At 65.8% G+C, this 25419-nt stretch carries 21 protein-coding genes; 13 read left to right on the top strand and 8 right to left on the bottom strand.

Going from position 1 to position 25419, the window contains the following annotated elements:
• The first annotated feature begins 37 nt into the window (after positions 1–37).
• The 4 genes from G6034_RS05010 (at position 38) to G6034_RS04995 (ending at position 4824) form a co-directional block, all read left to right on the top strand.
• Positions 38–1162 carry a Gfo/Idh/MocA family protein gene (locus G6034_RS05010; protein WP_176633995.1) on the top strand — a complete coding sequence of 375 codons (1125 nt, stop codon included), beginning with the start codon at positions 38–40 and terminating at the stop codon, positions 1160–1162.
• 167 nt (positions 1163–1329) lie between these two features.
• Positions 1330–2199, top strand: a complete 870-nt coding sequence (locus G6034_RS05005) for a sugar phosphate isomerase/epimerase family protein (RefSeq protein WP_176633994.1) — start codon at positions 1330–1332, stop codon at positions 2197–2199.
• Positions 2196–3035: an aldo/keto reductase gene (locus tag G6034_RS05000; RefSeq protein WP_176633993.1), complete on the top strand. Its 840-nt coding sequence runs from the start codon at positions 2196–2198 to the stop codon at positions 3033–3035. Before G6034_RS05005 ends, G6034_RS05000 begins: the two co-directional genes overlap by 4 nt.
• A 13-nt stretch (positions 3036–3048) precedes the next feature.
• Positions 3049–4824 (top strand): FAD-dependent oxidoreductase, encoded by a 1776-nt coding sequence (locus G6034_RS04995; protein ID WP_176633992.1) that lies wholly within the window; start codon positions 3049–3051, stop codon positions 4822–4824.
• A gap of 595 nt (positions 4825–5419) precedes the next feature.
• On the opposite strand, the gene G6034_RS04990 is transcribed toward G6034_RS04995, so the two are convergent.
• Positions 5420–6481 carry an NAD(P)/FAD-dependent oxidoreductase gene (locus tag G6034_RS04990; RefSeq protein ID WP_176633991.1) on the bottom strand — a complete coding sequence of 354 codons (1062 nt, stop codon included), beginning with the start codon at positions 6479–6481 and terminating at the stop codon, positions 5420–5422.
• Positions 6482–6601: 120 nt separating this feature from the next.
• Between G6034_RS04990 and G6034_RS04985 the strand changes: the two genes are divergently transcribed.
• The 7 genes from G6034_RS04985 (at position 6602) to G6034_RS04955 (ending at position 16879) form a co-directional block, all read left to right on the top strand.
• On the top strand, positions 6602–7186 hold the full coding sequence (locus tag G6034_RS04985) for a helix-turn-helix domain-containing protein (RefSeq protein ID WP_176633990.1): 585 nt from the start codon (positions 6602–6604) through the stop codon (positions 7184–7186).
• Between the two features lie 437 nt (positions 7187–7623).
• Positions 7624–8172, top strand: a complete 549-nt coding sequence (locus G6034_RS04980) for a DUF488 domain-containing protein (protein ID WP_176633989.1) — start codon at positions 7624–7626, stop codon at positions 8170–8172.
• A gap of 457 nt (positions 8173–8629) precedes the next feature.
• Positions 8630–10882, top strand: a complete 2253-nt coding sequence (gene glgX / locus G6034_RS04975; RefSeq protein ID WP_176633988.1) for a glycogen debranching protein GlgX — start codon at positions 8630–8632, stop codon at positions 10880–10882.
• Positions 10879–13233, top strand: a complete 2355-nt coding sequence (gene treY / locus G6034_RS04970) for a malto-oligosyltrehalose synthase (RefSeq protein ID WP_176633987.1) — start codon at positions 10879–10881, stop codon at positions 13231–13233. Before glgX ends, treY begins: the two co-directional genes overlap by 4 nt.
• A gap of 46 nt (positions 13234–13279) precedes the next feature.
• Complete coding sequence (gene treZ / locus G6034_RS04965) at positions 13280–15061, top strand: malto-oligosyltrehalose trehalohydrolase (RefSeq protein WP_176633986.1); 1782 nt, start codon at positions 13280–13282, stop codon at positions 15059–15061.
• Positions 15062–15213: 152 nt separating this feature from the next.
• Positions 15214–16407, top strand: coding sequence for an FUSC family protein (locus G6034_RS04960; RefSeq protein WP_176633985.1), 1194 nt, complete (start codon positions 15214–15216; stop codon positions 16405–16407).
• A 205-nt stretch (positions 16408–16612) separates the two neighbouring features.
• A complete protein-coding gene (locus G6034_RS04955; protein WP_176633984.1) occupies positions 16613–16879 on the top strand; it encodes a DUF7218 family protein in 267 nt (88 codons plus the stop codon).
• Between the two features lie 180 nt (positions 16880–17059).
• On the opposite strand, the gene G6034_RS04950 is transcribed toward G6034_RS04955, so the two are convergent.
• From G6034_RS04950 to G6034_RS19480, 4 genes are all read right to left on the bottom strand, one after another.
• The gene (locus G6034_RS04950; RefSeq protein WP_176633983.1) at positions 17060–17935 is read right to left on the bottom strand and encodes a DUF1206 domain-containing protein; all 876 of its coding nucleotides are present in this window, start codon (positions 17933–17935) and stop codon (positions 17060–17062) included.
• 638 nt (positions 17936–18573) lie between these two features.
• Complete coding sequence (locus G6034_RS04945; protein ID WP_176633982.1) at positions 18574–19224, bottom strand: DUF1345 domain-containing protein; 651 nt, start codon at positions 19222–19224, stop codon at positions 18574–18576.
• Positions 19225–19859: 635 nt separating this feature from the next.
• Positions 19860–20048, bottom strand: coding sequence for a hypothetical protein (locus G6034_RS19485; RefSeq protein ID WP_218063580.1), 189 nt, complete (start codon positions 20046–20048; stop codon positions 19860–19862).
• Positions 20049–20069: 21 nt separating this feature from the next.
• A complete protein-coding gene (locus G6034_RS19480) occupies positions 20070–20393 on the bottom strand; it encodes a thiamine pyrophosphate-binding protein (RefSeq protein WP_218063579.1) in 324 nt (107 codons plus the stop codon).
• Positions 20394–20577: 184 nt separating this feature from the next.
• Here G6034_RS19480 and G6034_RS04935 point away from each other — a divergent pair, with 184 nt between their 5' ends.
• A complete protein-coding gene (locus tag G6034_RS04935) occupies positions 20578–21144 on the top strand; it encodes a MarR family winged helix-turn-helix transcriptional regulator (protein ID WP_343037936.1) in 567 nt (188 codons plus the stop codon).
• A 1-nt stretch (position 21145) separates the two neighbouring features.
• On the opposite strand, the gene G6034_RS04930 is transcribed toward G6034_RS04935, so the two are convergent.
• From G6034_RS04930 to G6034_RS04920, 3 genes are read right to left on the bottom strand one after another with little or no spacing between them, the layout of a single operon-like run.
• Positions 21146–21463, bottom strand: a complete 318-nt coding sequence (locus tag G6034_RS04930; RefSeq protein ID WP_176633981.1) for a hypothetical protein — start codon at positions 21461–21463, stop codon at positions 21146–21148.
• The gene (locus tag G6034_RS04925) at positions 21460–22194 is read right to left on the bottom strand and encodes an SDR family NAD(P)-dependent oxidoreductase (protein WP_176633980.1); all 735 of its coding nucleotides are present in this window, start codon (positions 22192–22194) and stop codon (positions 21460–21462) included. The genes G6034_RS04930 and G6034_RS04925 overlap by 4 nt, the downstream gene beginning before the upstream one ends.
• 9 nt (positions 22195–22203) lie before the next feature.
• Complete coding sequence (locus tag G6034_RS04920; RefSeq protein ID WP_176633979.1) at positions 22204–23973, bottom strand: glycoside hydrolase family 15 protein; 1770 nt, start codon at positions 23971–23973, stop codon at positions 22204–22206.
• Positions 23974–24262: 289 nt separating this feature from the next.
• On the opposite strand from G6034_RS04920, the gene G6034_RS04915 reads away from it, so the two are divergent.
• A complete protein-coding gene (locus tag G6034_RS04915; protein WP_176633978.1) occupies positions 24263–25123 on the top strand; it encodes an MFS transporter in 861 nt (286 codons plus the stop codon).
• Positions 25124–25419 lie beyond the last annotated feature (296 nt).

Below are 25419 nucleotides of genomic sequence, written 5' to 3'. Positions count from 1 at the left end.
CAATTTCCTACCAGCACCAGAAAGATGGCACCCGTTGATGATCACCCCGTCACTTGTCACCTCACGCCCCCTTCGCATCGGAATCGCTGGGTGCGGGGCGATCTCCCGCAACCACCTGGAGGCGTTCCGCGCCCTTACCGACGCCGTCATCGTGGGGGTCTGCGACATCGACCTCCAACGCGCCCAGGAAACCGCCCAAGCCTGGGGAATCCCTGCAGCAGTCACCACCGTCCAGGAACTCCTGGGCCTGGGCCTGGACATCATCTCGGTCTGCACCCCACACCCCACCCACGAGGATGTGGTGCTCCAAGCCGCTGCCGCAGGAGTCCACGTGCTCTGCGAGAAGCCCATCTCCACTGAACTGGCGTCCGCAGAGCGCATGCTAAAAGCTTGCGACGACGCCGGCGTGAAGCTGGGCGTCCTCTTCCAGCGGCGGTTCTGGCCGGCAGCCCAGCGGATCCGCGCAGCGATCGACGATGGCACCCTGGGCCGGCCCATCATGGGCCAGTGCTCGGTGATGTTGCACCGCGAATCGGAGTACTATTCCCGCGACGCCTGCCGCGGGACCTGGGCCGGCGACGGTGGCGGGGTGCTGATGACCCAGGCCATCCACTACATCGACCTGCTGCAGTGGTTCATGGGGGACGTGGCCGAGCTCTACGGGAAGATCAACACCTACAAGCACGGCGCGAACATCGAGGTCGAAGACTCAGCGACCGCCGTCATCACCTTCACCTCCGGTGCCATGGCCACCCTGGAAGCGTCGACGGCGGTGTCTCCCAGCCTGGGCGTGCAGATCCGGGTCACGGGGGAGAGCGGGGCCTCCGCTTCCCTGACCGAATTCCCGGAAGGCAGCGACGGACGCGTGGACCTGTGGGCCGTTGACGGAGCCATCAGCACCGAACCTGCTTATCCCGAAGGAACTGACCCGAACGTCAGCCTCACCGCGATCAACGGCCAGCTCATCCCACACCACACCGCGCAGGTCCGCGATTTTGTCCATTCCCTCAGGAACGGCGGGGAACCGGCGGTCACCGGCCAGGACGCGACGAAGGCCCTGCGCATACTGCTGGCGGTCTACGAATCATCCCGCACGGGTCTCCCGGTCCGCTTTGACCGGCTGCCTGAAAGCACACGATCCCTCGCACAGGTTGCGGGCTAAGGAACAGTAATGGAACAGAACACACGCCACGCCGCCCGCCCCCAGACACTGGGCCGCCACGGCCGTGCCCCAAAGACTCCCCGCTACGACGCAGCACGGCGGATCGCCTCTCTCCTGACGTCAGGCGCCACCCCACACACCGAACGGTGCCTGGACGGAGCGCAATCATGACCGAAAACGCGCACAGGCCGATCGGCCTGGCCCAGCTGTCCCTGCTGAACACCGCCCCGCCTGAATTGGTGGGAATCGCCGCCCAGGCAGGCTTTGATTTCATCGGCGCCCGGGTGCGCCCAGTGACGCCCACGGAACGCCCCTACAACCTCCAGCCAGGCTCACCGATGCTCCGCGACACATTGTCCAGGATGCAGGACACCGGAGTGACCGTCCGGGATATCGAATTCCTGCTGCTCGACGGCAGCGACCAGCGCGAAGCATGGCTGCGCATGATGGAAGCGGGCCAGGCCCTGAGGGCAAGCTCCCTCACCGTGGCCGGTGCCGACCCCGACAGCGCCCGGCTGATCGGCACGCTGGCCCGGATGACCGAGGACGGCCGCGGATTCGGGATCACCCCCACCCTGGAAGCGATCTCCTACCAGCCCGTCGCCTCGATCGCCCAGGCCGCGGACATCGCCCGCCAGGCCGGCTGCCGGATCGTGGTGGACACCCTGCACTTCAACCGCTATAACGGTCAGGGCGCCGCTGCCCAGTGGGAGGAGCTGCGCGCCAACACAGACCTCGTGCCGCTCCTGCAGTTGTGCGACGGCCCGGCGGAACGGCCAGGCAGCCGCGAGGAGCTCGTCATCGAATCCCGCTCGGAGCGGGGCGTTCCCGGCGAGGGCGAGTTCGGCCTCGTGGCGGCGGTTGCCGCACTTCCGGCCAGCCTTCCGGTCAGTGCGGAGACACCTTCGGACCGGCGGGTGGCGGAACTCGGCGAGCTCGGCTGGGCGCGCCTGCTCAAATCAGGTGTGGACGCCGTGCTGGCCCAGGCAGGCAGCGCGCGGCTGACCGGAACTCTTGACGCGGCAGGTGTGAAATGAGCGGCACCACTGCAGAGTTAACGACGGCGCAGCTCGCGCCGGACGTGCGCATACCGCTCATCGGCCTGGGCACCTGGCCCCTGACGGGTGAGGACGCCGCCGCGACGGTGAGCCAAGCCATAAACAACGGCTACCGGCACATCGACACAGCCGAGAACTACGCCAACGAGGCTGCCGTGGGGGAGGGCATTCGCCGCAGCGGCATCGACCGCGGGGACCTGTTCCTCACCACCAAGTTCAACACCCAGTGGCACAGCCGGACCGGTGTGCGCGAGGCCTTCCGCAAGTCGGTGCACCGGCTCGGAACCGAGTATCTGGACCTGCTCCTGGTTCACTGGCCCAACCCCGCCCAGGGGAGATTCGTTGAAGCCTGCGAAGGCCTGCAGGACCTCGTCGACGATGGCTCCATTAGGGCCTGGGGAGTCTCAAATTTCAAACCGGCGCACCTGCAGGCCGTTCAGGAGGCCTGCTTGCCCGTCCCGCTGAACCAGGTACAGGTTGATCCCGAGCACGGCCAACCGGCCCAACTGGCCTACCACCGCGAGCACGGAATAGTCACTGCCGCCTACAGCCCTTTGGGCCGCAACGGGAGTTTCCTGGAGCAGGCGGCTGTGCGCGGCCCTGCCAGGGAGCTTGGCATGACACCGGCCCAGATCGTCCTGCGCTGGCACGTGCAGCACGGCCGCGTGGCGGTGCCGAAGTCCGCGAACAGCCAACGCCAACGCGAGAACCTGGACGTCTTCAGTTTCGCCCTGACCCGGCAGCAAATGGCCGCGATTGATGCACTCGAAACCGGTGCGCCGCCGCGCCTGGACTCCGACACCTACTTCCACTGAGAAAGCACTGAACATGACTGCACCAGCAAATCCTTCATCTGCCCTCCCGAGCCTGGACTGCGATGTCCTGGTAGTCGGCTCCGGCGCGGGTGGTCTGTCTGCCGCCGTGGCCGCCGCCTATCACGGACTGAAAGTAGTGGTTGTTGACAAGGCCGACGTCTGCGGCGGCGCCACGTCCTGGTCCGGCGGGTGGGCCTGGACCCCTGGCAACCCGCTGGCCAAAGCCGACGGCGTCAACGAGGACCGCGAGCTGTTCCGCACCTACCTGCGCCACCGGCTCGGCCCGAACTACCAGGCAGACAGGGTGGAGGCATTCCTCGAGGCGGTCCCGCATATGGTCGGCTTCTTCCAGGACAAAACCAGCCTTCAGTTTGTGCCGGGAACCAAGATCAAGGACATCTACGGCAGCACTCCCGGCGCAGGCACCGGACACCGGTCCGTGGGGCCCAAGCCGTTCAACGCACGCAAGATCAAGCCTGAACTCCGGGCCAAGATGCGGCACCAGCTCTACGAAACCTCGTTCCTGGGGATGGGCATTATGGCAGGACCGGACCTGACAAAATTCCTCTCCGCCTCCCAAGGAAACATCCGGGGCATCTTCCACGCTGGCTGGCGGGTTGCATTCCATGTGCTGGACCTCCTCACCCACCGGCGGAACATGCAGCTGGTCAACGGCACCGCGCTCACGGGCCGGCTGCTGAAATCCGCCGATGACCTGGGCGTGGAGATCCGCGTCTCCACGCCAGCCAAGCACCTGCTGACGGACGCGTCCGGGAAGGTGACGGGCGCAGTCGTAAGTTCCCCGGAAGGCGAGCTGCAGATCAACGCATCCCGCGGCGTCGTCCTGGCCGCCGGCGGCTTCCCCAACGACGTCTCCCGCCGCAAGGCGCTGTTCCCCAAAACCCCCACCGGCACTGAGCACTGGACACTTGCGCCGAAGGAAACCACCGGTGACGGCATCACCATGGCCCAAGCCGTAGGAGCCCGCTTCGAGTCCGATGTCGAGTCCCCGGCCGCCTGGTGCCCGGTCTCCCTGGTGCCGTACCGCAACGGACGCACCGGAACCTTCCCGCACATCATGGACCGGGCCAAGCCCGGCAGCATCGGCGTCCGCCGGGACGGCAAGCGCTTCGTCAACGAGGCCAATGGCTACTACGACTACGTCGAAGGCCTGCTCAACGCCACCCCTGAGGGCGAACCGGTGGAGGCCTGGCAGATCGCCGACGCGGAGTTCGTCCGTAAGTTCCCTTTGGGGATGGCCAAGCCGCTGCCCGTGCCGCTTTACCCGTACCTGCGCTCCGGGTACCTCAAGAAGGGCAAGACCCTTGAGGAATTGGCAGCAGCCTGCGGGATTGATCCGCAGGGGCTCGCCGCGACGGTCGCTGAATTCAATCGCAACGCGCGGAAGGGCATCGACCCCGTCTTCGATCGGGGGGCCAGCGAATTCAACCGCTACGGGGGCGATCCCAAGAACACCCCCAACCCCTCGCTGCGGCCCCTGCAAAAGGGACCCTTCTACGCCGTCAGGATTGTCCCGGGATCGTTCGGCACCTTCGCGGGCCTCGCGGCCGATTCACGCTCCCGTGTCCTGGACAACGATGGCCAGCCCATCAAGGGTCTTTACGTCGCGGGCAACGATCAGGCCTCGGTCATGGGCGGGCACTACCCCGCCGGGGGAATCAATCTGGGGCCGGCGCTGACGTTCGGCTACATTGCCGGCCGCGACATCGCCAACGCGACACACTACGAAGATGACGGCACCCTCATCGACACGATGGCCGTGTCTTGAAAAACTGTTGATTTCTGGGACGTGTCGGAGTTGAACTCTTCATGCGGGTTTTGCGTGGGGAAGAGTTGACTCAGGGGCGCTGCTGGTTCTGGTCGGGGGTGGCAACCCAGACGGTCCGGGTGGTGCGGGGGCCAGCTCCGGGTGGTCCGGGAACCGTTTCAGTAGTTCTTTCACGGCGTCGCGGTCGTCGGCGGTCAGGGCCGCCAGGTGCGAGAAGCGCGCGAACCATTCCTGGGCGTATTCCCGTGCAGCCGGGGTTGCGGGTGTGATCGTTGTTACTTCGGATTGGGTGACGCTGAACCCGGCGGCCTCGATGACCGGCGCCCAGTCCGGGTGGTAGTTCCACCCCTCGGCCGCGGCAGCGGCGTGACAGCGCTGCTCCAGCAGCACCCCGCCCGGCGCACCCCCGACAGGAGCAGGGCGGGGTCGGCGACGCTGCGCGCAGCTGTCACTCCGGCCAGGTCCAGAACGGCTGCGAGGTCGCCGAACACCTCGGCGTCGAGATCGAGGACGCGGTGCTGGTCCTGGCCGTCCTATCGCTGGTGGGTTCGGTGGTCGTGGTCCCGCATCGTGGGGTGCTGGTGATCCATGCCCCTCACCTTTCCGCCGTGGCCGCAGAGCCCAGGCCGGCGGCGCTCGGCCCAAGGTCGAGGCCATGGCGTCGCTGACCCAGCACGATTTTAGAGACCGTTGCTTCCGAGGCGGCCGAAAAGACCCCGAAGCGCCCCTCAACGGCCCACCGGGTTTCCTCTTCGATGAGGTCGGCGTTGATCCTTGCGCCGGCCATGACACCCTCGGCCGCCGCGGTGATCACTTGGGCCATTAGGTTGGAGACGTTGCCCGCCGCATAAACTCCAGATAAGGCGGTCGCACCCGTCGCGTCGGTCTCGATGAACCGTCCGGCTCCGGACGGATGCAGTTGGGACGTTAGTCCGAGTGATTCCAGTAACGCGGATCTGGCCGCCATCCGTGTCCCGACAGCCAGCGCTTGCAGCTCGAACGAACGCCCCTGGCGAAGTGTGAGCCCGGTGAGGTCACCATCGACGGCGTCCACAGTAGCCACGGCACCGTCAACGACCGTGACAGAGCGGGCTGCCAGCTTGCCCCACTCCTCGTCGGTGGGTTCCACCGTGTCGTTGAGGAACAGGGTGATGTCCGGGGACCATTGCCTGAACAGCAGTGCCTGATGGACCGAGAGGGGGCCGGTGCCCAGCACTCCAATCCGTTGCCCGCGGATCTCCCAGCCATGGCAGTAGGGGCAGTGCACAACCCCCCTTCCCCACTGCTGGTGCAGCCCGTCGATCGGCGGCAGTTCGTCGGTCAAGCCGGTGGTGACGAGGAGCCGTCGGCAGGAGAACCGGCGGCCATCTCCGAGAAGCACCTCAAATCCCTCGGGGGTCCGCCGTGCCGAAACGGCTTCACCCTCGGTGAGCGTTCCTCCGTAGGAGAGCACTTCGCCGCGCCCGATGGACAGGAGTTCTCCGGGGCTTATACCGTCCCTCGAAAGATAACCGTGGACACCCGCCGCTGGCGCGTTGCGGGGTGTCCCGGAATCGATGACCAGCACCGAGCGTAGCGCCCGGCCCAGCGTCGTGGCGGCGCTGAGTCCCGCAGCGCCGCCCCCAATAATTACAACGTCATACCGAGTGGCGTCCATACTGATTTGTCCTTCGTTGCGTCTGGAAGTTTGCCGCCAGCAACATTCGGCGGTTCCACCACCTTCCACCGCAAAAAGGGGAATTGGCAAACTCTATTGCTGTTATGGCAAACTGTGGGTATGGCAAATGAGCTTGATGACGTCCTCGGAGCGGTTGGCCCCCGGCTTCGGGCACTCCGCGCGGAACGGGACCTCACCCTCGGGGATGTGTCCTCCGCATCCGGGGTGTCAGTGAGCACCCTGTCCCGCCTCGAATCGGGTCAACGCAAGCCAAACCTGGAAATCCTGCTTCCCCTCGCGAGGCTGTATGGCGTTCCCCTCGATGATCTGGTCGGCGCCCCGCCCACCGGGGATCCCAGAATCCATCTCCGGCCCATCACGCATGCCGGCATGACCGCTGTTCCTCTCACGCGCCGCCCTGGCGGATTGCAGGCCTTCAAGATGGTGCTCACCGGTGATGCCCGCGGGGCGGAGCCCGACCCGCGCGTTCACGAGGGTTACGAATGGCTGTACATCCTCAACGGCCGATTGCGTCTGGTGCTGGGCGACAAAGACTTTGAACTCCGCGCCGGTGAAGCCGCGGAATTCGACACCCACACACCCCACTGGTTCGCCAGCGCCGACGGGAAACCCGTCGAGTTCATCAGCCTGTTTGGACAGCAGGGCGAGCGGATGCACGTCCGCGCACGACCCAAGCCCTCATAGCCGAAGAAGTCCGAAAAGTTCAGTCACTGGCCGGTCAACGAGGGTGGATCGATCTATGATATTGCCGCCCGGTGCGCCGGCTCCTGTCCAACGCCCCTCGGCATGGTTGCAGAACTCGAAGCGGACCCTATCCGGTTGCGAACCCTTGAAGGGTCGGCAATTGCGACAAGCAAAAGGCAGGCTCCGCGGAACCAACCCCATCTCAGACCCGCCAAGCAGCGGCACCTACGCGCCGCTCACGCGGGCCGCACCCACACCTAAAACGAGTTGGCAGAACTGTTCGACGTTTCCCCTGCCACCGCCTACCGAGAGCTCCAGCGGCCCAGCAGCAGAAGAATGACATTTAGCGCTGCTAAAACACCGCCATTTGCTGCTGCAAGTCACACCCCTTTTCTGCCATTGTTGGTTGTCGATTTTGGGTTCGGTACTGTTGCTGGATGAACGACACCACGATTTACACCGTTGGACATTCGACGCATCCGATCGACGAATTCATCGCCCTTCTGAAGTCGCACGGGGTGAAAAAACTGGTGGACGTGCGCACGATTCCGAAGTCGGCGCACAATCCTCAATTCATGGAGGATGCGGTGGCTGCCAGTCTGCGGGCCGCAGGCCTTACCTACCGCCGGTCGAAGGCGCTGGGCGGCCTGCGTCACGTGCGCAAGGACAGCCCGAACGGAGGTTGGCGCAACAAATCGTTTCAGGGCTACGCCGATTACATGCAGACAAGTGAGTTCGCCGAGGCCATCGATGACTTGGTGGAGCGGGCACAACACAACGATGTGGCGATCATGTGCGCGGAAGCCGTGCCATGGCGCTGCCACCGGTCCATGATTGCGGATGCCCTGACGGTACGAGGCATCAAGGTGCTGGACATCATGACCGAGAAGAAGGCGACACCGCACGTGTTGCGATCCTTCGCACGCGTTCACGGCACGACCGTCACCTACCCACCCGAAGACTCAACCACCGATGCCCAGGCATGAGGCGCTGGATAACAACCTTGTGGGATCGGTGCAAGCCAAAACGCATGAGCGGAAACCTGTGCCGCCGAGGCGCCTACGTGAACATTGTCTTCTCGATCCGGGACATCGCGGCTGGTGGTGAAACCGGGGTTCGTGTCGTGGCAGGACAGGCGCCCAGTTCGCCGAGGCCGGGGTGGATCCGGACACCGGCGGGGCCCGGGTCGCTGGGACGCCCGGCGGCGACTGAGAACGCGTCCCATCGACGCGACGGGGATCAGGGGCCGGGACCTGCCGCTCACCCCGGACAAATTCCCCAGGACAGGCCTTCCGCGAAAGGACGCCACGCCCACCGACTCACGGCAATCGCACCAAGCTCCGGCCCGGGTGAGTAGGGTTGGTATCAACGTTCGTGGTGTTGGGTGTCGGTCGCCCCGGTGCCCGCGACGCGACCTCAACAGCAGCAGCCTCAGGAGGACCCATGGAAGTTTGGCCCGGAAACGCATACCCGCTGGGAGCCTCGTTTGACGGCACCGGCACCAACTTTTCCTTGTTCAGCGAGCAGGCCGAAAGGGTGGAGCTGTGCCTCCTGGCGGACGACCTTTCGGAAACGCGCATCGAAGTGACTGAAGTGGACGGGTACATCTGGCACTGCTATCTGCCGCAGGTCCAGCCGGGGCAGAAATACGGCTACCGTGTGCACGGAGCCTACGAGCCTGAACATGGCCAACGGTTCAATGCCAACAAGCTTCTCCTTGACCCGTATGCCAAGTCCATTCACGGACAAATTGACTGGGACCCTGCGCTCTTCTCCTATGAATTCGGCGATCCGGACTCCCGCAATGACACCGACTCGGCGCCGCACACGATGTACAGCGAGGTCATCAGCCCCTTCTTTGACTGGGACGGCGACCGCCAACTGCACATTCCCTACCACGAAACCGTCATCTACGAGGCCCACGTCAAGGGGCTGACCGAGCTGCACCCGGAGGTCCCGGAGGAGCAGCGCGGAACGTATGCCGGCGTCGCCCACCCTGCCGTGATCGAGCACTTCAAAAAGCTCGGAATCACGGCGGTGGAGCTCATGCCCGTTCACCAGTTCGTCAACGACGGCACTCTCGTGGAGAAGGGTTTGAACAACTACTGGGGGTACAACACCATTGGCTTCTTCGCACCCCAGAACACCTACAGCTCGGATGGCGACGCCGGGCACCAGGTCCAGGAATTCAAGGCCATGGTCAGGGACCTGCACCGGGCGGGCATCGAAGTCATCCTAGACGTGGTGTACAACCACACGGCCGAAGGCAACCACCTGGGCCCCACCTTGTCGTTCAAGGGCATCGACAACGCAGCCTACTACCGCCTGGTCGACGACGACCTGAAGCACTACATGGACTACACCGGAACCGGGAATTCACTCAACGTCCGGCACCCCCATTCCCTGCAACTGCTCATGGACTCGCTGCGGTACTGGGTGACGGAGATGCATGTGGACGGATTCCGGTTTGACCTCGCCTCCACTCTGGCCCGCGAGTTCTACGACGTCGACAAGCTCTCGACCTTCTTCGAACTGATCCAGCAGGACCCGGTCGTCTCCCAGGTCAAGCTCATTGCCGAGCCGTGGGACGTTGGACCGGGCGGCTACCAGGTGGGCAACTTCCCGCCGCAGTGGAGCGAATGGAACGGCAAGTACCGTGACACCGTCCGTGACTTTTGGCGTGGCGAACCGGCCACCCTCGGCGAGTTCGCCTCCCGTCTGACGGGTTCGGCGGACCTCTACGAAAGTTCCAGCCGGCGGCCCGTGGCGTCCATCAACTTCGTCACCGCCCACGACGGGTTCACGCTGCGCGACCTCGTGTCCTACAACGACAAGCACAATGAAGCCAACGGTGAGGACAACAACGACGGCGAGTCCCACAACCGTTCCTGGAACTGCGGCGTGGAAGGGGACTCCGACGACGACGCCGTCCTCGCGCTGCGTGCCCGCCAACAGCGCAATTTCATCGCCACGCTCCTGCTCTCGCAGGGAGTCCCGATGCTTCTGCACGGCGACGAGCTCAGCCGTACACAGCAAGGCAACAACAACTCTTACTGCCAGGACTCCGAGCTCAGCTGGGTGCACTGGGACGCCATGGACCAGCCGCTGGTGGAATTCACCGCCATGGTCAACAAGATCCGTCGCGACCACCCCACGTTCCGGCGCAGCCGCTTCTTCGACGGCCGTCCCGTACTCCGGGGCGAGGGCGAAGAGCTTCAGGACATCGTCTGGCTCAAGCCCGACGGAACGGAAATGCGTCCCGACGACTGGGACAGCGGGTTCGGCCGGACCATCGGCGTGTTCTACAACGGGGACGGCATCCGGGAACAGGATTCCCGCGGCCGGCGGATGACCGACGACAGCTTCCTCATGGGCTTCAACGCCCACGTTGACGGCGTGGACTTCCAGCTCCCGGGGGAGGAATATTCGCCGTTCTGGGAGATTCTGGTGGACACCGCCGACGGCGACGACGCCGGACTGCTCAAGGCTGGATCCGTGCTCACGTTGGCGGCGAAGTCCCTCGTCGTGCTGCGCGCGTCCTCGGGTCCGGAGACCCAGGTGGACTACTCCGCCGCCGCGTCCATGGCCGCCATGGCTTCCGACGAGGACACCGCCGACGGCGGGGCCCCCGACGAGACCGGGGCGGCCCAGCCGTCGGACGCGGCAGCCGGAACGGCCGGGGCCACGTCGCCGTGAGGACCCCTGTTTCCACTTACCGGCTGCAGGTCAGCGCGGACTTCACTCTTTGGGACGCCGCCGGGGCGGTCCCCTACTTGAAGTCCCTCGGCGTGGACTGGCTCTACCTTTCGCCCATCCTGACGGCCGAAAGGGGCTCCACCCACGGCTACGACGTCACGGACCCTTCCGCCGTCGATCCCGAGCGTGGCGGGCCCGAGGGACTGCTGGCTGTTTCCAGGGCGGCCCGCGAGGCGGGAATGGGGATTCTCGTGGACATCGTCCCCAACCATGTGGGCGTGGCCACCCCGTCGCAAAACCCGTGGTGGTGGTCCCTCCTGAGGGAAGGCAGGGCCTCGCCCCACGCCCAGGCCTTCGACGTCGACTGGGACGCCGGCAACGGCCGCGTCCGGATCCCGATCCTGGGCAGCGACCCCGACGTGGATGCCCTGGAGGTCAAGGACGGAGAGCTGAAGTACCACGAGCACAGCTTCCCGCTCGCCGCGGGCAGTTACACAAGCGGCGACGACCCGCGCACAGTGCACGGACGCCAGCACTACGAACTGATCGGCTGGCGCCGTGCCGACAACGAGCTGAACTACCGGCGCTTCTTCGCCGTCAATTCGCTTGCCGGCATCCGCGTGGAAATCCCCGAGGTGTTCGACGGCGCGCACGTGGAGATCCTCCGCTGGTTCCGGGAAGGGCTCGTCGACGGATTGCGGATTGACCATCCGGACGGCCTGGCCTGCCCGGAGGGCTACCTTCGCAGGCTGCGCGAGGCCACGGGCGGGCGCTACCTGCTGATCGAGAAGATTCTCGAGTCGGGGGAGTCCCTCCCGGCTGCCTTCGAGTGCGAGGGAACCACCGGCTACGACGCCCTCGCGGACGTGGACCGGGTCCTGGTCGACGCCCGCGGCCAGGCCGGGCTCGACGCCCTGGACGCCAGGCTGCGCGGCGGCGCACCGGCCAACTATGGGCAGATGATCCACGGCACCAAGCGCCGGGTCACCGACGGCATCCTGCACTCGGAAGTGCTGCGGCTGGCCCGCCTGGTGCCTTCCGGTGCCGGCCTGAGCCTGGAGGACTCGGCCGAGGCACTTTCTGAAATCATTGCCGCGATGCCTGTCTACCGCACCTATCTGCCGCACGGACGGGACATCCTGAGGGAAGCGTGCACGGCCGCGGCCCGCCGTCGCCCCGCACTGGAGGCTGCGGTGAACGTGCTGCTCCCGCTCCTGCTGCACGCAGGGCCGGACGACGGCGGCGAGCTCGGCCGGCGCTTTCAGCAGACCTCCGGCATGGTCATGGCCAAGGGCGTGGAGGACACCGCGTTTTTCCGGTACACCCGGCTGGGGAGTCTCACCGAAGTGGGGGCCGATCCGACCGAGTTCGCCCTCGAGCCGGAAGAATTCCACGCACGGATGAGCCGCCGGCTGGCCGCCATTCCGCTGTCCATGACGACGCTGAGCACCCACGACACCAAGCGCAGCGAGGATGTCCGGGCCAGGATCTCGGTGCTGGCCGAGCTGGCGCCGGAGTGGCAGCGCAGCTTGGACAGGCTGCAGGAGCTGGCGCCGTTGCCGGACGGCCCGTTTGCCAACCTGCTGTGGCAGTCCGTCGCGGGTGTCTGGCCGGCGGCCCGGGAACGGCTGCAGTCCTACGCGCAGAAGGCGGCACGGGAAGCGGGCAACTCGACGAACTGGACCGACCCGGACGCCGGCTTTGAGGCGAAAGTTGCCGCCGCCGTCGACGCCGCCTTCGACGACGACGACGTGCGTCGGGAACTGGATTCCCTGGTTTCACTGCTGGAGCCCTACGGGGCATCCAACGCCCTCGCGGCGAAGCTTGTGCAGCTGACCATGCCAGGGGTGCCGGATGTGTATCAGGGCACCGAATTCTGGGACCGGTCGCTGACGGATCCGGACAACCGCAGGCCCGTCGATTTTGCCGCCCGCCGGCGCGCACTTCAGGCACTCGACTCGGGTGGGCATCCTGGGTCGCCCAGGTCCGATGCGGCAAAATTGCTGGTCACCTCACGGGCGCTGCGGCTGCGCCGCGACCGTCCCGGGCTGTTCGCCGGCTACGCGCCTGTTGCGGCGAAGGGTGCGGCCGCGGTGCACCTGCTCGGGTTCGATCGTGGCAGCGGACCGGGCCGGGGGGCGTTGACGCTGGTGACCCGGCTGCCGCGACGCCTGGATCAAGACGGCGGCTGGCAGGACACCGTCATCACCCTCGACGCGGAAATGACGGATGAGTTGACCGGCAGGACCTTTGGTCCGGGCGAGGCAGCAGTGGCTGACATCATGAACGACTACCCCGTAGTTCTCCTCGCGCCTGCAGGGAAGCGTGAAGACGGGGGACGGACAGAATAGCGGGAAGTGTTGAACTGCGAACCACGGAAGGCGAGGGAAGGGTGAAATGACTTTGCATGGACAGGGAAGCGGCCGCTTTGACCTATGGGCGCCCGAAGCGGAAACGGTCACGCTGGTGGCTGCCGGCCGGAAGCATTCCATGAGCCGCCGCGTGGGCGATGCGGCCGGCCACGAGGGATGGTGGACGGCAGCCGGTGCGCCGGCTGGGGGAGAAGTCGACTACGGCTACCTGCTGGATGCGGACACGACCCCCCTGCCGGATCCCCGGTCCCGGCGTCAGCCCGGAGGCGTCCACGACCTCTCACGGACCTTCGACCCGTCCGTCCACCACTGGAAGGACGCGCAGTGGCGGGGCCGCCAGTTGGCCGGGGCTGTCATCTACGAACTGCATCTGGGCACCTTCACGTCCGAAGGAACGCTCGAGGCCGCCAGTGAAAAGTTGGGCTACCTGTCCGGGCTTGGCATCGATTTCGTGGAGCTGCTTCCGGTCAATGGTTTCGACGGCACGCACAACTGGGGGTACGACGGCGTCCTGTGGTATGCGGTGCACGAAGCCTACGGCGGACCGGCGGCCTACCAGACGTTCGTCGACGCCGCACATGCGGCGGGCATCGGCGTCATCCAGGACGTGGTTTACAACCACTTGGGCCCGAGCGGAAACTACCTGCCCCGTTTCGGACCGTACCTCCTGCCGGGGGAGGGCAACACCTGGGGCGAGTCGGTCAATCTTGATGGTCCCGGCTCGGACACCGTGCGCGGGTACATCCTGGACAACGCCGGCATGTGGTTGCGCGACTACCATGTGGACGGCCTTCGGCTTGACGCCGTCCACGCGTTCAAGGATGCCCGGGCAGTGCACCTGCTCGAGGAACTTGGAGCCCTCGCCGACACCGTTTCGGCCGAAACCGGCCGTCCGGTGTCAATGATCGCCGAATCCGACCTCAACGACCCGCGGCTGCTCTACCCGCGGAACGTCAATGGTTATGGACTTGCCGGCCAGTGGAGCGACGACTTCCACCATGCCGTGCACGCCAACGTCAGCGGCGAGTCCGACGGATATTACAAGGATTTCACGGCCCTGGGGGCCCTGGCCAAGGTCCTGCAGCGCGGGTTCTTCCACGACGGCACCTACTCCAGCTTCCGCGGCCGCCACCACGGCCGCCCGATCGACCCCGCCCTGGTTGGGCCGGCAGCCCTGGTGGTGTGCAACCAAAACCACGACCAGATCGGCAACCGTGCCGCCGGAGACAGGCCGTCGCAGACGTTGGGCTACGGGCAGCTTGCGCTTGCCGCCACCGCCACGCTGATGTGTCCCTTCACGCCAATGCTGTTCATGGGCGAGGAATTCGGCGCGAGCACCCCATGGCAGTTCTTCACCTCCTACGCTGACGTGAAACTCGGGCAGGCCACCGCCCTGGGCAGGGTGAAGGAATTCGAACAGATGGGGTGGGATCCGGCAACGGTGCCCGACCCCCAGGACCCCCGCACCTTCACGCGGTCCAAACTGAACTGGCCGGAGGCGGACGACGGCGACCACGCGCGATTGTTGGAGCTTTACCGGCGCTTGATCGCCCTGCGCCGGGCGAACCCTCAGCTGGTCCGCGCCGGTTTTGCCGACACGACGGTCGAGTTCAGTGAACGGGACAAATGGCTTGTTCTCCATCGTGGCGGACTCTGCATCGCGTTCAACTTCTCGGCGGTTGCGCGCCCCGTCCCCGTCGCTGGGTCCACCCTGCTGCTGGCCACGGACGACGGCATAATTCCCACGCCCGGTAATGGCGCCGAAGGGTTCCAACTGCCCCCTTACAGCGCGGCCGTCGTCGCGTGATCTCCCGCCATGGAACGGCAAGGGGCACGTGAGTGGAGTCCGGCCGCATCTGGCCACGCGCGGCCGCGCGGCCACCCAATAATCCATCAAGGAATTACGTGTCCATGCCGGACCGGGACATGAAGCCCACGCGGCCAGGATGACAGGGCACCATGATGGCCGCGCTGTTTCTGGCATGGCCGGCAGACGGCTGTCATGGCAGACTCTTGGCACCAGCTTCGGGAGAGGTGGAAGCAACGATGGACGCTAAGCCGTTGTCGCACCCATGGACCGGCCGGGTGAAGGCCTCAGTGGCCGGCCAGCGGCTGCTGCTCGCCGCCAAGACTGCGCTGGCGGTGGGCCTTTCGTGGTTTCTAGCCTCGCATCTGCCGGGAGAGGCCGAAAAATACGCGTACTATGCCCCTTTGGGCGCCCTGGTCGGCATGTACCCGACGTTCATGGGCTCCGTCCGCGTAGGTCTGCAGACACTCGTGGGATTGTCGCTGGGAATTGTGCTCGCCGCCGGCGTGCTCTTGCTGGGGACCCCCAACATCGTTACGATCTCACTCGCGGTGGGCTTGGGAGTGCTGCTTGCCGGACAGCGCCGTCTGGGGGCCGGCCGTGAGTACGTCCCGGTCGCCACTTTGCTGGTGTTGATCATCGGTGGGCGGAACGCGGACGTCTTTTCCTTCGGGTACGCGCTGGAGATGGGATTGGGCGTCGCGGTCGGGCTGGTCGTCAATGTCACGATTTTTCCCCCGTTGAATCTGGACGCAGCGCGCCAGCGGATAACACGGGGGCGAACGATCCTGATCAGCCAGCTCGAAGACGTTGCCACGGCCCTCACCGAGCAATGGCCCCCGCGGCACGAGGACTGGGCTGGGCGCCAGGAGGTTCTGGCCGGGGCCGTCAATGACATTCGCGGTGCCGTCCATGGTGCCCATGAGAGCCACAAGGGCAACCCGCGGGCCTACCGCCGCTCCCGACACCGCCTGGTTGCCGAAGGTTTCGAAGATTTGGCAGTTCTGGAAGACATCACGTTTTATGTCCGTGACCTCACGGAGGTGCTTGCGGCCGTCATCTGGGAAGGGCCCCTCGAGGGCCACCTGCGAGCCGAGCTTTGTGCTCCCATGGGCAAAAGCCTGCAGTCGGTCGCGGACATATTGACGGCCTGGGATGACGGCTCAATTGACAAGGACATGTTCAAGGCCGCGCACGACGCCTTTGGCGCACTGGCTCTGGCGATCGCTGAACAAGAAGAATCCGACGGGGCCCGGCTCAGCCCTGGCGCCGCCGTCGCCTTCGATGTGCAGCGCATTCTCCTGGCATTGCGGCGCCGGCTACTTCACGACGACGGGACGGACTGACCAATCCTTGGACCCGTGGCGGTCAAGGGCGATCCCGCCGTGGTCTTGACCGACAGGCCGCCGTGCCGGGGCAGGCCGAATCACCTCACAGGGTTCGTCGGGCCCTTGCGTCCCGGGTTCTGGGGATCTAGCGTTGAAAGGTCAGCGGGAGAAGTACCGGGCCGGAAGAATGCCCTTTGGGCGCCTTCGGTAAAGGAGTGTGGAAATGCCCGAAAAACAGAACCCAAGCCTCAAGGACCCCGCTCTGTATGAGACGCTGAGAGAGGACGGCGCCTCCCAACAAAAGGCGGCCCGAATCTCCAATGCAGCCGCCAGGAAGGGGCGCTCCGCCGTGAGCCGGAAGGGCGGCAAGTCGGCCGCCTACGATGAGTGGACAGTCGACCAGCTGCGTGCCAAGTCGAAGGAAATTGGCCTCAGCGGCTATTCGCGCAAGCGAAAGCAGGAATTGATCGACGCTCTGCGGAATTCATAACGGGCATGACTTCCCATGCACCAATGCTGCAGCGTGCGGTCAGGAATGGTGTGGACGTCAACAGTGCGAGAATGCGACGTGCAATGCGGAGGGAAGCGGGAACTTTCGGAACAGCCCGCGGGCGGGCGCGCCCGGGTCCCTGCGTAACCGCAGGTCCCTGCCCAGTCGTGCGCTCGACTGTCACATTCGGGCAAACCTGGCCTTTATGATTTGGTAGATGCCGTAGCAAATCAGACCCACACCCAGGAGCGACAGCAGGTAGAGACCGTAGGGCTGTTCACGCACGGCTTTCAGCGCGCCATCGACTCCGGTGGATTCCTTGGGACGTGCTTGGACGGTGGCGATGATAAAAAGGAGTCCCACGAGAACCAGTACGATGCCTTTCGCGATGTAGCCGACGACTCCGGCGGCCACGACAATGGACCGTCCCGTGCCCGCTGCCGGCAGGGCCAGCTTCTTGGTGAACGACCTCTTGATCCCGCGCACCACAAAAGCGATTCCAACCACTGCGACAGCAGCCCCAACGGCCACCAGCAGCAGCGGGCCCAGAGGCGCCTGCATGATCTTGGCCGTCGCGTCGCTGGTGGACTGTCCGCTGTTCTTCCCGCTCCCCACGGCAAACGAGGCGAAGGCCAAGGCCAGCACAAGGTACACGGCACCCTGCACGGCAGCGGAAAGTTTCTTGCCCAGCCTCGTTTTCCCCTGCAACTGGCGATGGCCAAAGGCGGTCTCACTCAGCTGCCAAAGCGCCAGGGCCAGGCACGCTGTGAAGGCGATCCACAAAAGGAACACGCCGGCCGGCTGGCCGGCCAGCTGGGACATGGCGCCGCCCTGGTCCGCCTCCCCGCTCTTCCCGAAGGCCAGCCGCATGGCGATTGCCCCGATCAGAATATGGAGGCCCCCGCTGACGGCGAACCCCGCACGGGCCGTGATGACAAAGGCCCGGGAGTTCGATGCGCCTTCGGCCGCATCCGCGGCGCCCTTCAACTCGTTACTGATGGTCTTGCCTTCCGTCCACCGGCGGACCAGGCACAATTGTGCAGGGCGTACCACCATCTTGCCACCGCAGCCAGCCCCGGAACAGCCTCTTGTTGGCGCGCGGAAACCATGCCAATATCTGCCGCGCCGGGGCTGTTCATCTTTTTCCCGTGGGGGAGCAGAACTAAATGACAGGCACTTCATTGAAGGCAAAGGAGACGCCCTGCCGGACCGGAATCTGAACCAGTGGAAATTTCAACCAGCCGTGGCCCCGGTGAGTGGTCGGAGGAAACGCTGCCACACGTCCTCGACGGCTATCGAGACAAACTCATCGAGATGGGGCCTCGGCCGACAGCCTGATTACGACCGTGGACCGGGCGGGCAACGGTTCCATTGCCGTCAGTGTCCGCTGGGACAGGCACCGTGCCGTCCCGGCCATTGTCCAAGACACCGGTGCTGCGGGGCCCGGGAATTCGCACGGATTGGATGGGATCCCCCTGGGAAATTCTGGTGGTCCGGTTGTCAATCAGCCGTTTGGGTTGGAGCCTGGACAGCCTCCGACACCAGGGCTGAGCGACGAAAAAGTCATCATGTACACCGACGACGCGGGCACCACCTGGTTGGAGGGACGCAGCGATTCCGAGCGATGAACAACACCACGTACAAATGATCGGGGTGGTCGCGGCCGGCAGGGGGCACGAGAGCCGTCGCGGTGTCTATTTGGCGAGGCCGGCCACCAAATTGATGGTGGTTGCGAGGACTATGGCTCCGAGCAGGTAGGACAGCAGGGCATGGCGCAATGCCGTTGAGCGGATGGCATCGGTTGTCAGGTCGGTATCGGATACCTGGAATGTCATTCCCACCGTGAAGGACAGGTACGCGAAGTCGCGATAGTGGGGCGGGGTGTCCTCGTTGAAGTCCACCCCGGCGCGGCGGCGGTAAAAGAGCCTGGCATAGCGGAGCGTGAACAAGGTGTGGACAAGGAACCAGGACAGGGCCACGCTGCCCAGCGACACTCCCAGGATGGCAGCCTTCGTCCCGCCTTGGGCGTTGGCAGCGTCCAACAGGATGAGAACCACGCCTCCAAAGCTCGCCAATGTCGCGGCAATGACAAGTATGTCCGAGACGGCGAGGCCGGGGTCTTCGCGGCTGGCGTGGGCGGCCGTCGCGACGGGGTCCAGCCGTCCAATGACGGCCCAGACCCAGCCGAGAAAAGTCAGGCATGACGCATCCCAGCCCAGGGCCGGGGCGTAGTTCCACGAACCGAGGGACCCCACCAGCGCGGCCGTGACAATGCCGACCGCGAACATCACCGCCACCCGAAACCGCGAACGGTGGATGCGTCTGTCATACTGCGGGCTGGTCATGGCTCATTTTGACACATGAGACGCCCGCCTGCCGTGATCATTCCCATCCCATCCGGTGGGAGGCCATGCCGGCGCTGCGCACAGTCGCTGGCAGTAGTGGGGGGAGGGTTTGGGACTCGGTGAACGATGCCGTAAGGGACGCCGGGGCCCATGGTGGCGAGGGTTCCCGGGAGGGAGCCTCGCATGGCGCCGCGGAACTTCAGTTGGCGGGCGTACCGGCTGGCCGATGAGCCGGAATCCGCGGTGACGATGGCATTGTCCGGGAGCCGGGACGAAAGCTCTGAGAACAGCCGCACCGGATTGATGGGATTCGCCTCCACGGCAGCCTCCATCGCATGGTCTCCCACCAGCGGGCAACGTTCGCTTCGACGGTTTCGCGCCAGCCACGGTCCTCCTGGCGTTCACGGAGCGGGATGCGTGCCTGGAGCGTGGTCTTTGCATCCCCCCCGATGTTGGTCTCATACGCGTAGCGCATGCCGATCATTCTTGCGTCGATGTCGATCTGCACTCCGCGTGCCTGGCCGGGTTCGGCATGAACTGGGTGCAGGGGAAACTGGAACCGACGGTGAGCAAGGTGTCGCAGCCCATCATGGGTTCCTGGCCGGGCCTGGCGCCCAACGACCTGAAGGAGCCCGTCACGCAGCGGAGATCGTCGGCGAGGACGTCCCTGCCCAGGACCCCACGGGCAGTGCCACCTTGGTGCCCGCATTGAGCAAGGCCGCCGCCGCGCGGATTCCTCCACCGGCGGGAGTGGTGGTGGGCCACTGCGCGCCGAGGCTGGAAGGCACCGTCTTGAATGCCTGGGTCGGGGCAGAATATTTCATTTCCTGCCCATCCGAGGGGGATCATGACGGCGGGGGCGCCCGTTCGGCCAGCGCAATCCGGATGGCGCGGTCCAAGACGTTTGGGAGTTGTTCCGGGACGGTCACGAGCTGCACGTAGTCCCCGGCGACGTCCTTGAACAGGGTCGCCAGGTCAACTTCCTGCCGGTAGGAGCCGCCGATGGCGGACTGTGCCGTCTGACCCACGATCACAACCACCGGGACAGGGTCCGGCTTCGCCTCGTAGAGGCCCTCGAGCGGGTGGATGGCGCCGGGGCCGGAGGCGGCCATGCAGACACCCGGCCTGCCGGAGGATTTAGCGTATCCCACGGCCTCAAGAGCGGACATTTCCTCATGCCGGGACTGAATGAACTTCGGCTGGTTCCCGGCGCGGCCGGAACGCGGCCAGGGTGCCGATGGAATGGATTCGCCATGGCCAGTCCATCCCCTGCGGCCGCGCCGCGCGACAGCCAAATAATTGAACATACGCAAACATTGCAACTGCGCAACGAAAGGATGGATACTCGGAAGCGTGAACCCTGCTAGTGAACATGAGCCCGCAAGTGTTGTCCCGGCGGCCGCGGTAAGCCCTGCCGGCCCGGTGGACGAAATTGAGGCAGCGATGCGCGCCGCGCGGGTTTTTCTGGCCGTCATCGCCCAATCGGTGGCCGAGGTTGAACACCGCGTCACCTCCCCGCAATTGAGGGTGCTGGTCTTCATCGCCACCCACGGGCCGCAAAACCTGGGAGCCGTGGCCGCAGACCTGGGCGTGCATCCCTCCAACGCCACCCGGACCTGCGAGCGGCTGGTGGCCGCCGGCCTTCTGGACCGCAGCGACAATCCGGCGGACCGGCGGTATCTGCTCCTTGCCCTCAGCGGAACGGGACGTGCCCTGGTGGACCAGGTGATGGCGCACCGCCGTACGGCCATCGCCGCCGTGATGAACCGAATGCCCGCTGAATTGCGCCGCAGCATGGGTCCGGCTTTGGACGCCTTCGCGCAGGCTGCGGGGGAGGCCGTTGAGGATGAGCGCGTCGCGCTGGGCTTGAATGGCCCGGGACTGACGGACGGGCCTTACCCGGCCGGGCCCGGGAACTGATTCATCGGGCTTCCATCGCGGCGAAGGCCGTCGCCAGCGCCGCATCAAATCCGGCCGGCTTGCGCCAACGCGGGCCGCCACAGGCCACGGCCACCATCGTCGCGGCATGGGCCAGGTCCACGAGCGCACCGCAACGATGCCAGGTCCGTCCCGCCCGTGCCAGCAACAACGCCTGCACGAGGTGCCGGGCACCGAGCACCCGCATGACCACAACGGCGTCCCTGGACGGCGGGGCGCCGGTAACGGCCCGGTAGAGGGGCTGGGGCCGGAGCAGCTGGCACAGTCCCACCAGGGCCCGTACCTGCTCGACCGTCCTCATCGCCGCACCCAGCGCCCGAGCGGGGAGCCAGTGACGGCTGCAAGCCCGGGGGCGCCCGCGGCGGCCCCCACAGCCACTGGCCCGTGGTGTTGGGATGCCCATGGCTGGGTGCTCCGTGCTTTGGAACGGTGGTCGAAGGCGCCGTGGGTGCCGAAGTCCTTGTCGGAGTCTGCCGGTTCCCACACATTGGCCGGCTGGTCCGCAGGCCGCCGTTCGCTGGTCTGTTGTGCGGCAAAACCGGTGCGGGCGGCCACCTCGGGCTGGTGGATGGGTGGCACCGGCTGTGCCTTTTTGGGCAGCCGTGAAAGGACCCGGGAAAACTGGGGAGTGTTTACGGCAGGCATCTGCACCATCGTGTTGTGCGCTCCGCTGTGCTCGTGGAGCAGTTCACACCGCAGGGACTCGTTGAAGCCCTGAATGGCATGTTTGGCTCCGCCGCAGGCGCTCTGCAGTGGAATGCCGCGGTAGGCCAGTGGGGATCCCACCTTGACCATGGTTCCCCGGGTGCGGCTCCGCATCCTGCGCAGGGCCGCATGGCTCGAGGTGTCCACCGGCACTGTCAGCGCGGTTCCGCCGGCCGCCTCCACCTCCGCGGCGGCGCCGTCGAGCCCCGCCCGCCCGCGGGCCAAGAGTGCAACCCAGGCGCCCCGGCGGCCGAACGCGATGGCGGTGGCGCGGCCAATCCCACCGCTGGCGCCGGTGACGACTACGACCTGGTGAACTGTTTCCATCGCTGCTCCTTAGGGATATTCCCGCTCAAGTTTCGGCGTCGTGGCGAGGCGGCTGGCGGTCTCGAGCATCGCGGCATGGACAAATGCCTGCGGGAAATTGCCGCGGAGCTGGCGCTGTTCGACATCGTATTCCTCGGTAAACAGGCCCGTCGTGGCGCACGCGGCGCGGTTGCGTTCGAACCAGTGCATCGCCTCAACCTCATGGCCCTGCTGGTGGACGGCCATGGCCATGTCGAAGCCACACAGCAGAAACGCCCCTTCCGCCTGTCCCAGGGCGCGGGCGTCCTGGCTGAAACGGTACACATACCCCTCGCGCCCCAGCTCGGCGCGGACGGCTGCCAGCGTTGCCAGGCTGCGGGGGTCATTTGCCAGGACCGCGCCCCGCAGGGCGGGCAGGAGCAGTGCCGCATCCACCCGGCCATCAGTGGGGCTGCGCTGCCATCGGCCGCTGGGGTTCAGGCAATCCCTGGCCGTGTCGGCAACTATGGTGTCCGCCAGTGACGTCCAGGGGGCGCCTTGCGCCGCAGGGGCATGGACGGCCACCGCACGCAGGCCTGCCGCACAGATCAGCCGCGAATGGGCCCACTTGTCGTTGGCGAGCTCCCAAATGCCGGCATCCGGTTCCTGCCAGCGGTCCGTGATGGCTTGTACCGCCGCCTCGGCCGCCCGCCAGTTCTCCAGGTCCAATCGGTCGTGGGTGGCCGCGGCGGCCAAGAGCAGCAACGTCTCGCCGAAGGCATCCAGCTGGAATTGTTCATTGACCCAGTTCCCCAGCTTCGCGGTACCCCCGGGGTACCCCGGCAGGCCGAGGTCGGATTCGTCGGGAACCCGGCCGCCGCTTGCCGTGTATGCAGGTTTCAGGTCCGGCCCGTCCTCCAGAAGCCTGGCGGTGACAAACCGGACGGCGTCATCGAGCAGCGGGTATGGACCGCAGGCTGCGACCGACTGGCCCGCATAGCATTGGTCCCGGATCCAGGCGTAGCGGTAGTCGTAGTTACGCTTCTCGAGTGCTCGTTCCGGCATGCCCAACGTGGCCGCCGCGACCATGGCGCCGCCGGCGCCGGTCATTCCGCGCAGCACGGCATAGGACTGCCTGGCATCGTCGGGGGCTATCGTGTCCAGCAGCTGCGGGACGGCGTCGTCCCAGCTGCGCTCCGTTGCGGCCCACGCCGCGTCCACGTCCACGGGAGCCGACGGGAAGGGCTGCTCGGCCAGTTCCAAGACGAGGTCGTGGCCACCGCCGGCGGGAACCTCCAAGCGCAGCCGCAGCGCGCCGTCGTGCACCGTGGCCTCCGGGGCACCGGAAAGCCGCAGGTACACGCGTCCGCTGCGGCCCGTCCAAACACCGTCCGTACATTTAAGCCTGGTCATCCCGTGTTTGCCGAAGCCCGCACCGGCATCGAGTACCACAGTCACCGCGGCCGGGCCGGAGACGGCGCGCAAGCGGCGCAAGAGGACTGCGCGGTGCGGGTCCGCGGGCAGGGCCAGCGCCTCGCGGCATTCGATGATTCCGTCGGTGGTGACCCAGCGGCTCTGCCAGATCAGCGTCCCGTCCAGATAGCTGCCTCCCCAAACATAGCGGGGGTTCTCCGGTGTCACCGCGAAGGTGCCGCCTCCGCCAATCAGGGAGGAAAAGACAGCCTCACTGTCCCAGTGCGGCACGCACATCCAGGCCACATCCCCGCGCGGACCCAGCAGTGCCGCACGCTCGCCGTCGGCCAGCATGGCGTACTCGCGCAGCACGTGGGGTGATTGGGGCTCCTGGACGATAGCCGGCATAACTTGACACTAGACGCAATGATTGCGCCGACGCAATAGCTTGAGCTGCGGCGGAGGCATGAGGGGGGCGAGGCACCGCCACCGGTGCCCACCCGCGTGGACCGGCTGCCATGGACCAAATTCCACGGGTCGGTGATTGTCGGTCGTGGCGTTTCGTGGATTCTTGACGGCCTGGAAATCCAAATCGTTGCCACCGACGGCTGCCAGCACGCCCTCAACATCTCGACCGCCCAAGTCGGGTTCACCGGGACGGTCAACCCCGTCGGCGAAGTTGTTGGAACCCTGCAGTTTGGGCGGCTCGCCGACAAACCGGGGCGGAAGGGATTGTTCATCCCGACTTTGGCGATCCACCTTCTCGGCGGTGGGATTGCGGGGATGGCGCATCGGATTCTTCATCGGCCCCTTCCTCGGCCTGATCATCACCTACCTGCGCCGCCACATCCCGGAAAGCCCGCGGTGGCTGAGGACGCACGGGAATGAGAAGGAAGCTGAGGACACCATTGACAAGATCGAGGGCGGCATCGTGGCCGACGGGCACGAACTCAGCGAGATCGATGACGATCTGGCTCCTGGAAGTCACCCCCATCAAGAACATCCCGTTCCACCGGATGGCCCACACCGTCCTCCGGAAGGATCCCCAGAAAACATTCCGGGGGTGAGCATGATGATTACGCAGTTGTTCCTGTACAACGCGATCTTCATTACCTATGCACTGGTGTTGCAGAGTTCTTATCACATTTCCCCCAGTGGCATCACGGTCCCATTCTTCCCTTTTGCCCCAGGAAACCTGGCGGCGCCGCTGGTCCTGGGCCCCTTGTTTGACAGCATGGGACGGCGCAAGATGATCTTTGCCAGCTACGTGTTGTCGGGAATCGTGCTGGCCGTCTCCGCCGCGCTGTTCGAGGCGGGGGCGCTGACCGCCGTCACGCCAACAATGTTCTGGTGCCTCTCCTTCTGCTTCGCCTGCGCCGGGGCCTCTTCGGCGTACCTGACAGTCAGCGAGATCTTGCCCCTGGTACTGCGCGGCCAGGCGATTTCCTCCTTCTTTGCCATCGGGCAGATTGTTGGTTCCGTCGCCCCCGCCCTGGACGGTGCCCTGATCGGCGATGGCTACACCCGCGGAACCGGGAAACAGCCCACCGGGGAGTGATGCCCCGTCGGCGCAGTGCGCTGGCTGACGAGGGAGAGGACCAGCGCGTGAAACACGTTGTGGTCGGGGCCAGTGCCTCGAGCGGATCCCCGGAAGCGCTCCGGTGCGCAGCGGCCGAAGCGCGGTGGCGGGGCACGGATTCGGTGGCGGTCCAGGCATGGCGTCCGCCGGCGCCTCCCTCCTGGGCGTGGATGCCCCGCGAACATGGTCCGCCTCCGGCTCTTCGCTTCTGGAACACCGCCTGGTCTACAACGCGAAGTGCCCTGTGATGATCATGCCGCCCTCGCGGACAGGGG

Source organism: Arthrobacter wenxiniae, assembly GCF_013376105.1.
Taxonomy (GTDB): domain Bacteria; phylum Actinomycetota; class Actinomycetes; order Actinomycetales; family Micrococcaceae; genus Specibacter; species Specibacter wenxiniae.
The sequence above is the reverse complement of the archived record's forward strand: the minus strand, read 5'-3'. Positions and strand labels throughout refer to the sequence as shown.

Coding starts and splice junctions, on each gene's coding strand:
- glgX (WP_176633988.1), top strand. CDS start 8,630: ATGGAAGTTTGGCCCGGAAACGCATACCCGCTGGGAGCCTCGTTTGAC.
- G6034_RS04995 (WP_176633992.1), top strand. CDS start 3,049: ATGACTGCACCAGCAAATCCTTCATCTGCCCTCCCGAGCCTGGACTGC.
- treZ (WP_176633986.1), top strand. CDS start 13,280: ATGACTTTGCATGGACAGGGAAGCGGCCGCTTTGACCTATGGGCGCCC.
- G6034_RS04980 (WP_176633989.1), top strand. CDS start 7,624: ATGAACGACACCACGATTTACACCGTTGGACATTCGACGCATCCGATC.
- G6034_RS19485 (WP_218063580.1), bottom strand. CDS start 20,048: ATGAAATATTCTGCCCCGACCCAGGCATTCAAGACGGTGCCTTCCAGC.
- G6034_RS04920 (WP_176633979.1), bottom strand. CDS start 23,973: ATGCCGGCTATCGTCCAGGAGCCCCAATCACCCCACGTGCTGCGCGAG.
- G6034_RS04950 (WP_176633983.1), bottom strand. CDS start 17,935: ATGGTGGTACGCCCTGCACAATTGTGCCTGGTCCGCCGGTGGACGGAA.
- G6034_RS04955 (WP_176633984.1), top strand. CDS start 16,613: ATGCCCGAAAAACAGAACCCAAGCCTCAAGGACCCCGCTCTGTATGAG.
- G6034_RS04930 (WP_176633981.1), bottom strand. CDS start 21,463: ATGAGGACGGTCGAGCAGGTACGGGCCCTGGTGGGACTGTGCCAGCTG.
- G6034_RS05010 (WP_176633995.1), top strand. CDS start 38: ATGATCACCCCGTCACTTGTCACCTCACGCCCCCTTCGCATCGGAATC.
- G6034_RS05000 (WP_176633993.1), top strand. CDS start 2,196: ATGAGCGGCACCACTGCAGAGTTAACGACGGCGCAGCTCGCGCCGGAC.
- G6034_RS04960 (WP_176633985.1), top strand. CDS start 15,214: ATGATGGCCGCGCTGTTTCTGGCATGGCCGGCAGACGGCTGTCATGGC.
- G6034_RS04925 (WP_176633980.1), bottom strand. CDS start 22,194: ATGGAAACAGTTCACCAGGTCGTAGTCGTCACCGGCGCCAGCGGTGGG.
- G6034_RS05005 (WP_176633994.1), top strand. CDS start 1,330: ATGACCGAAAACGCGCACAGGCCGATCGGCCTGGCCCAGCTGTCCCTG.
- G6034_RS04985 (WP_176633990.1), top strand. CDS start 6,602: ATGGCAAATGAGCTTGATGACGTCCTCGGAGCGGTTGGCCCCCGGCTT.
- G6034_RS04990 (WP_176633991.1), bottom strand. CDS start 6,481: ATGGACGCCACTCGGTATGACGTTGTAATTATTGGGGGCGGCGCTGCG.
- G6034_RS19480 (WP_218063579.1), bottom strand. CDS start 20,393: ATGTCCGCTCTTGAGGCCGTGGGATACGCTAAATCCTCCGGCAGGCCG.
- G6034_RS04945 (WP_176633982.1), bottom strand. CDS start 19,224: ATGACCAGCCCGCAGTATGACAGACGCATCCACCGTTCGCGGTTTCGG.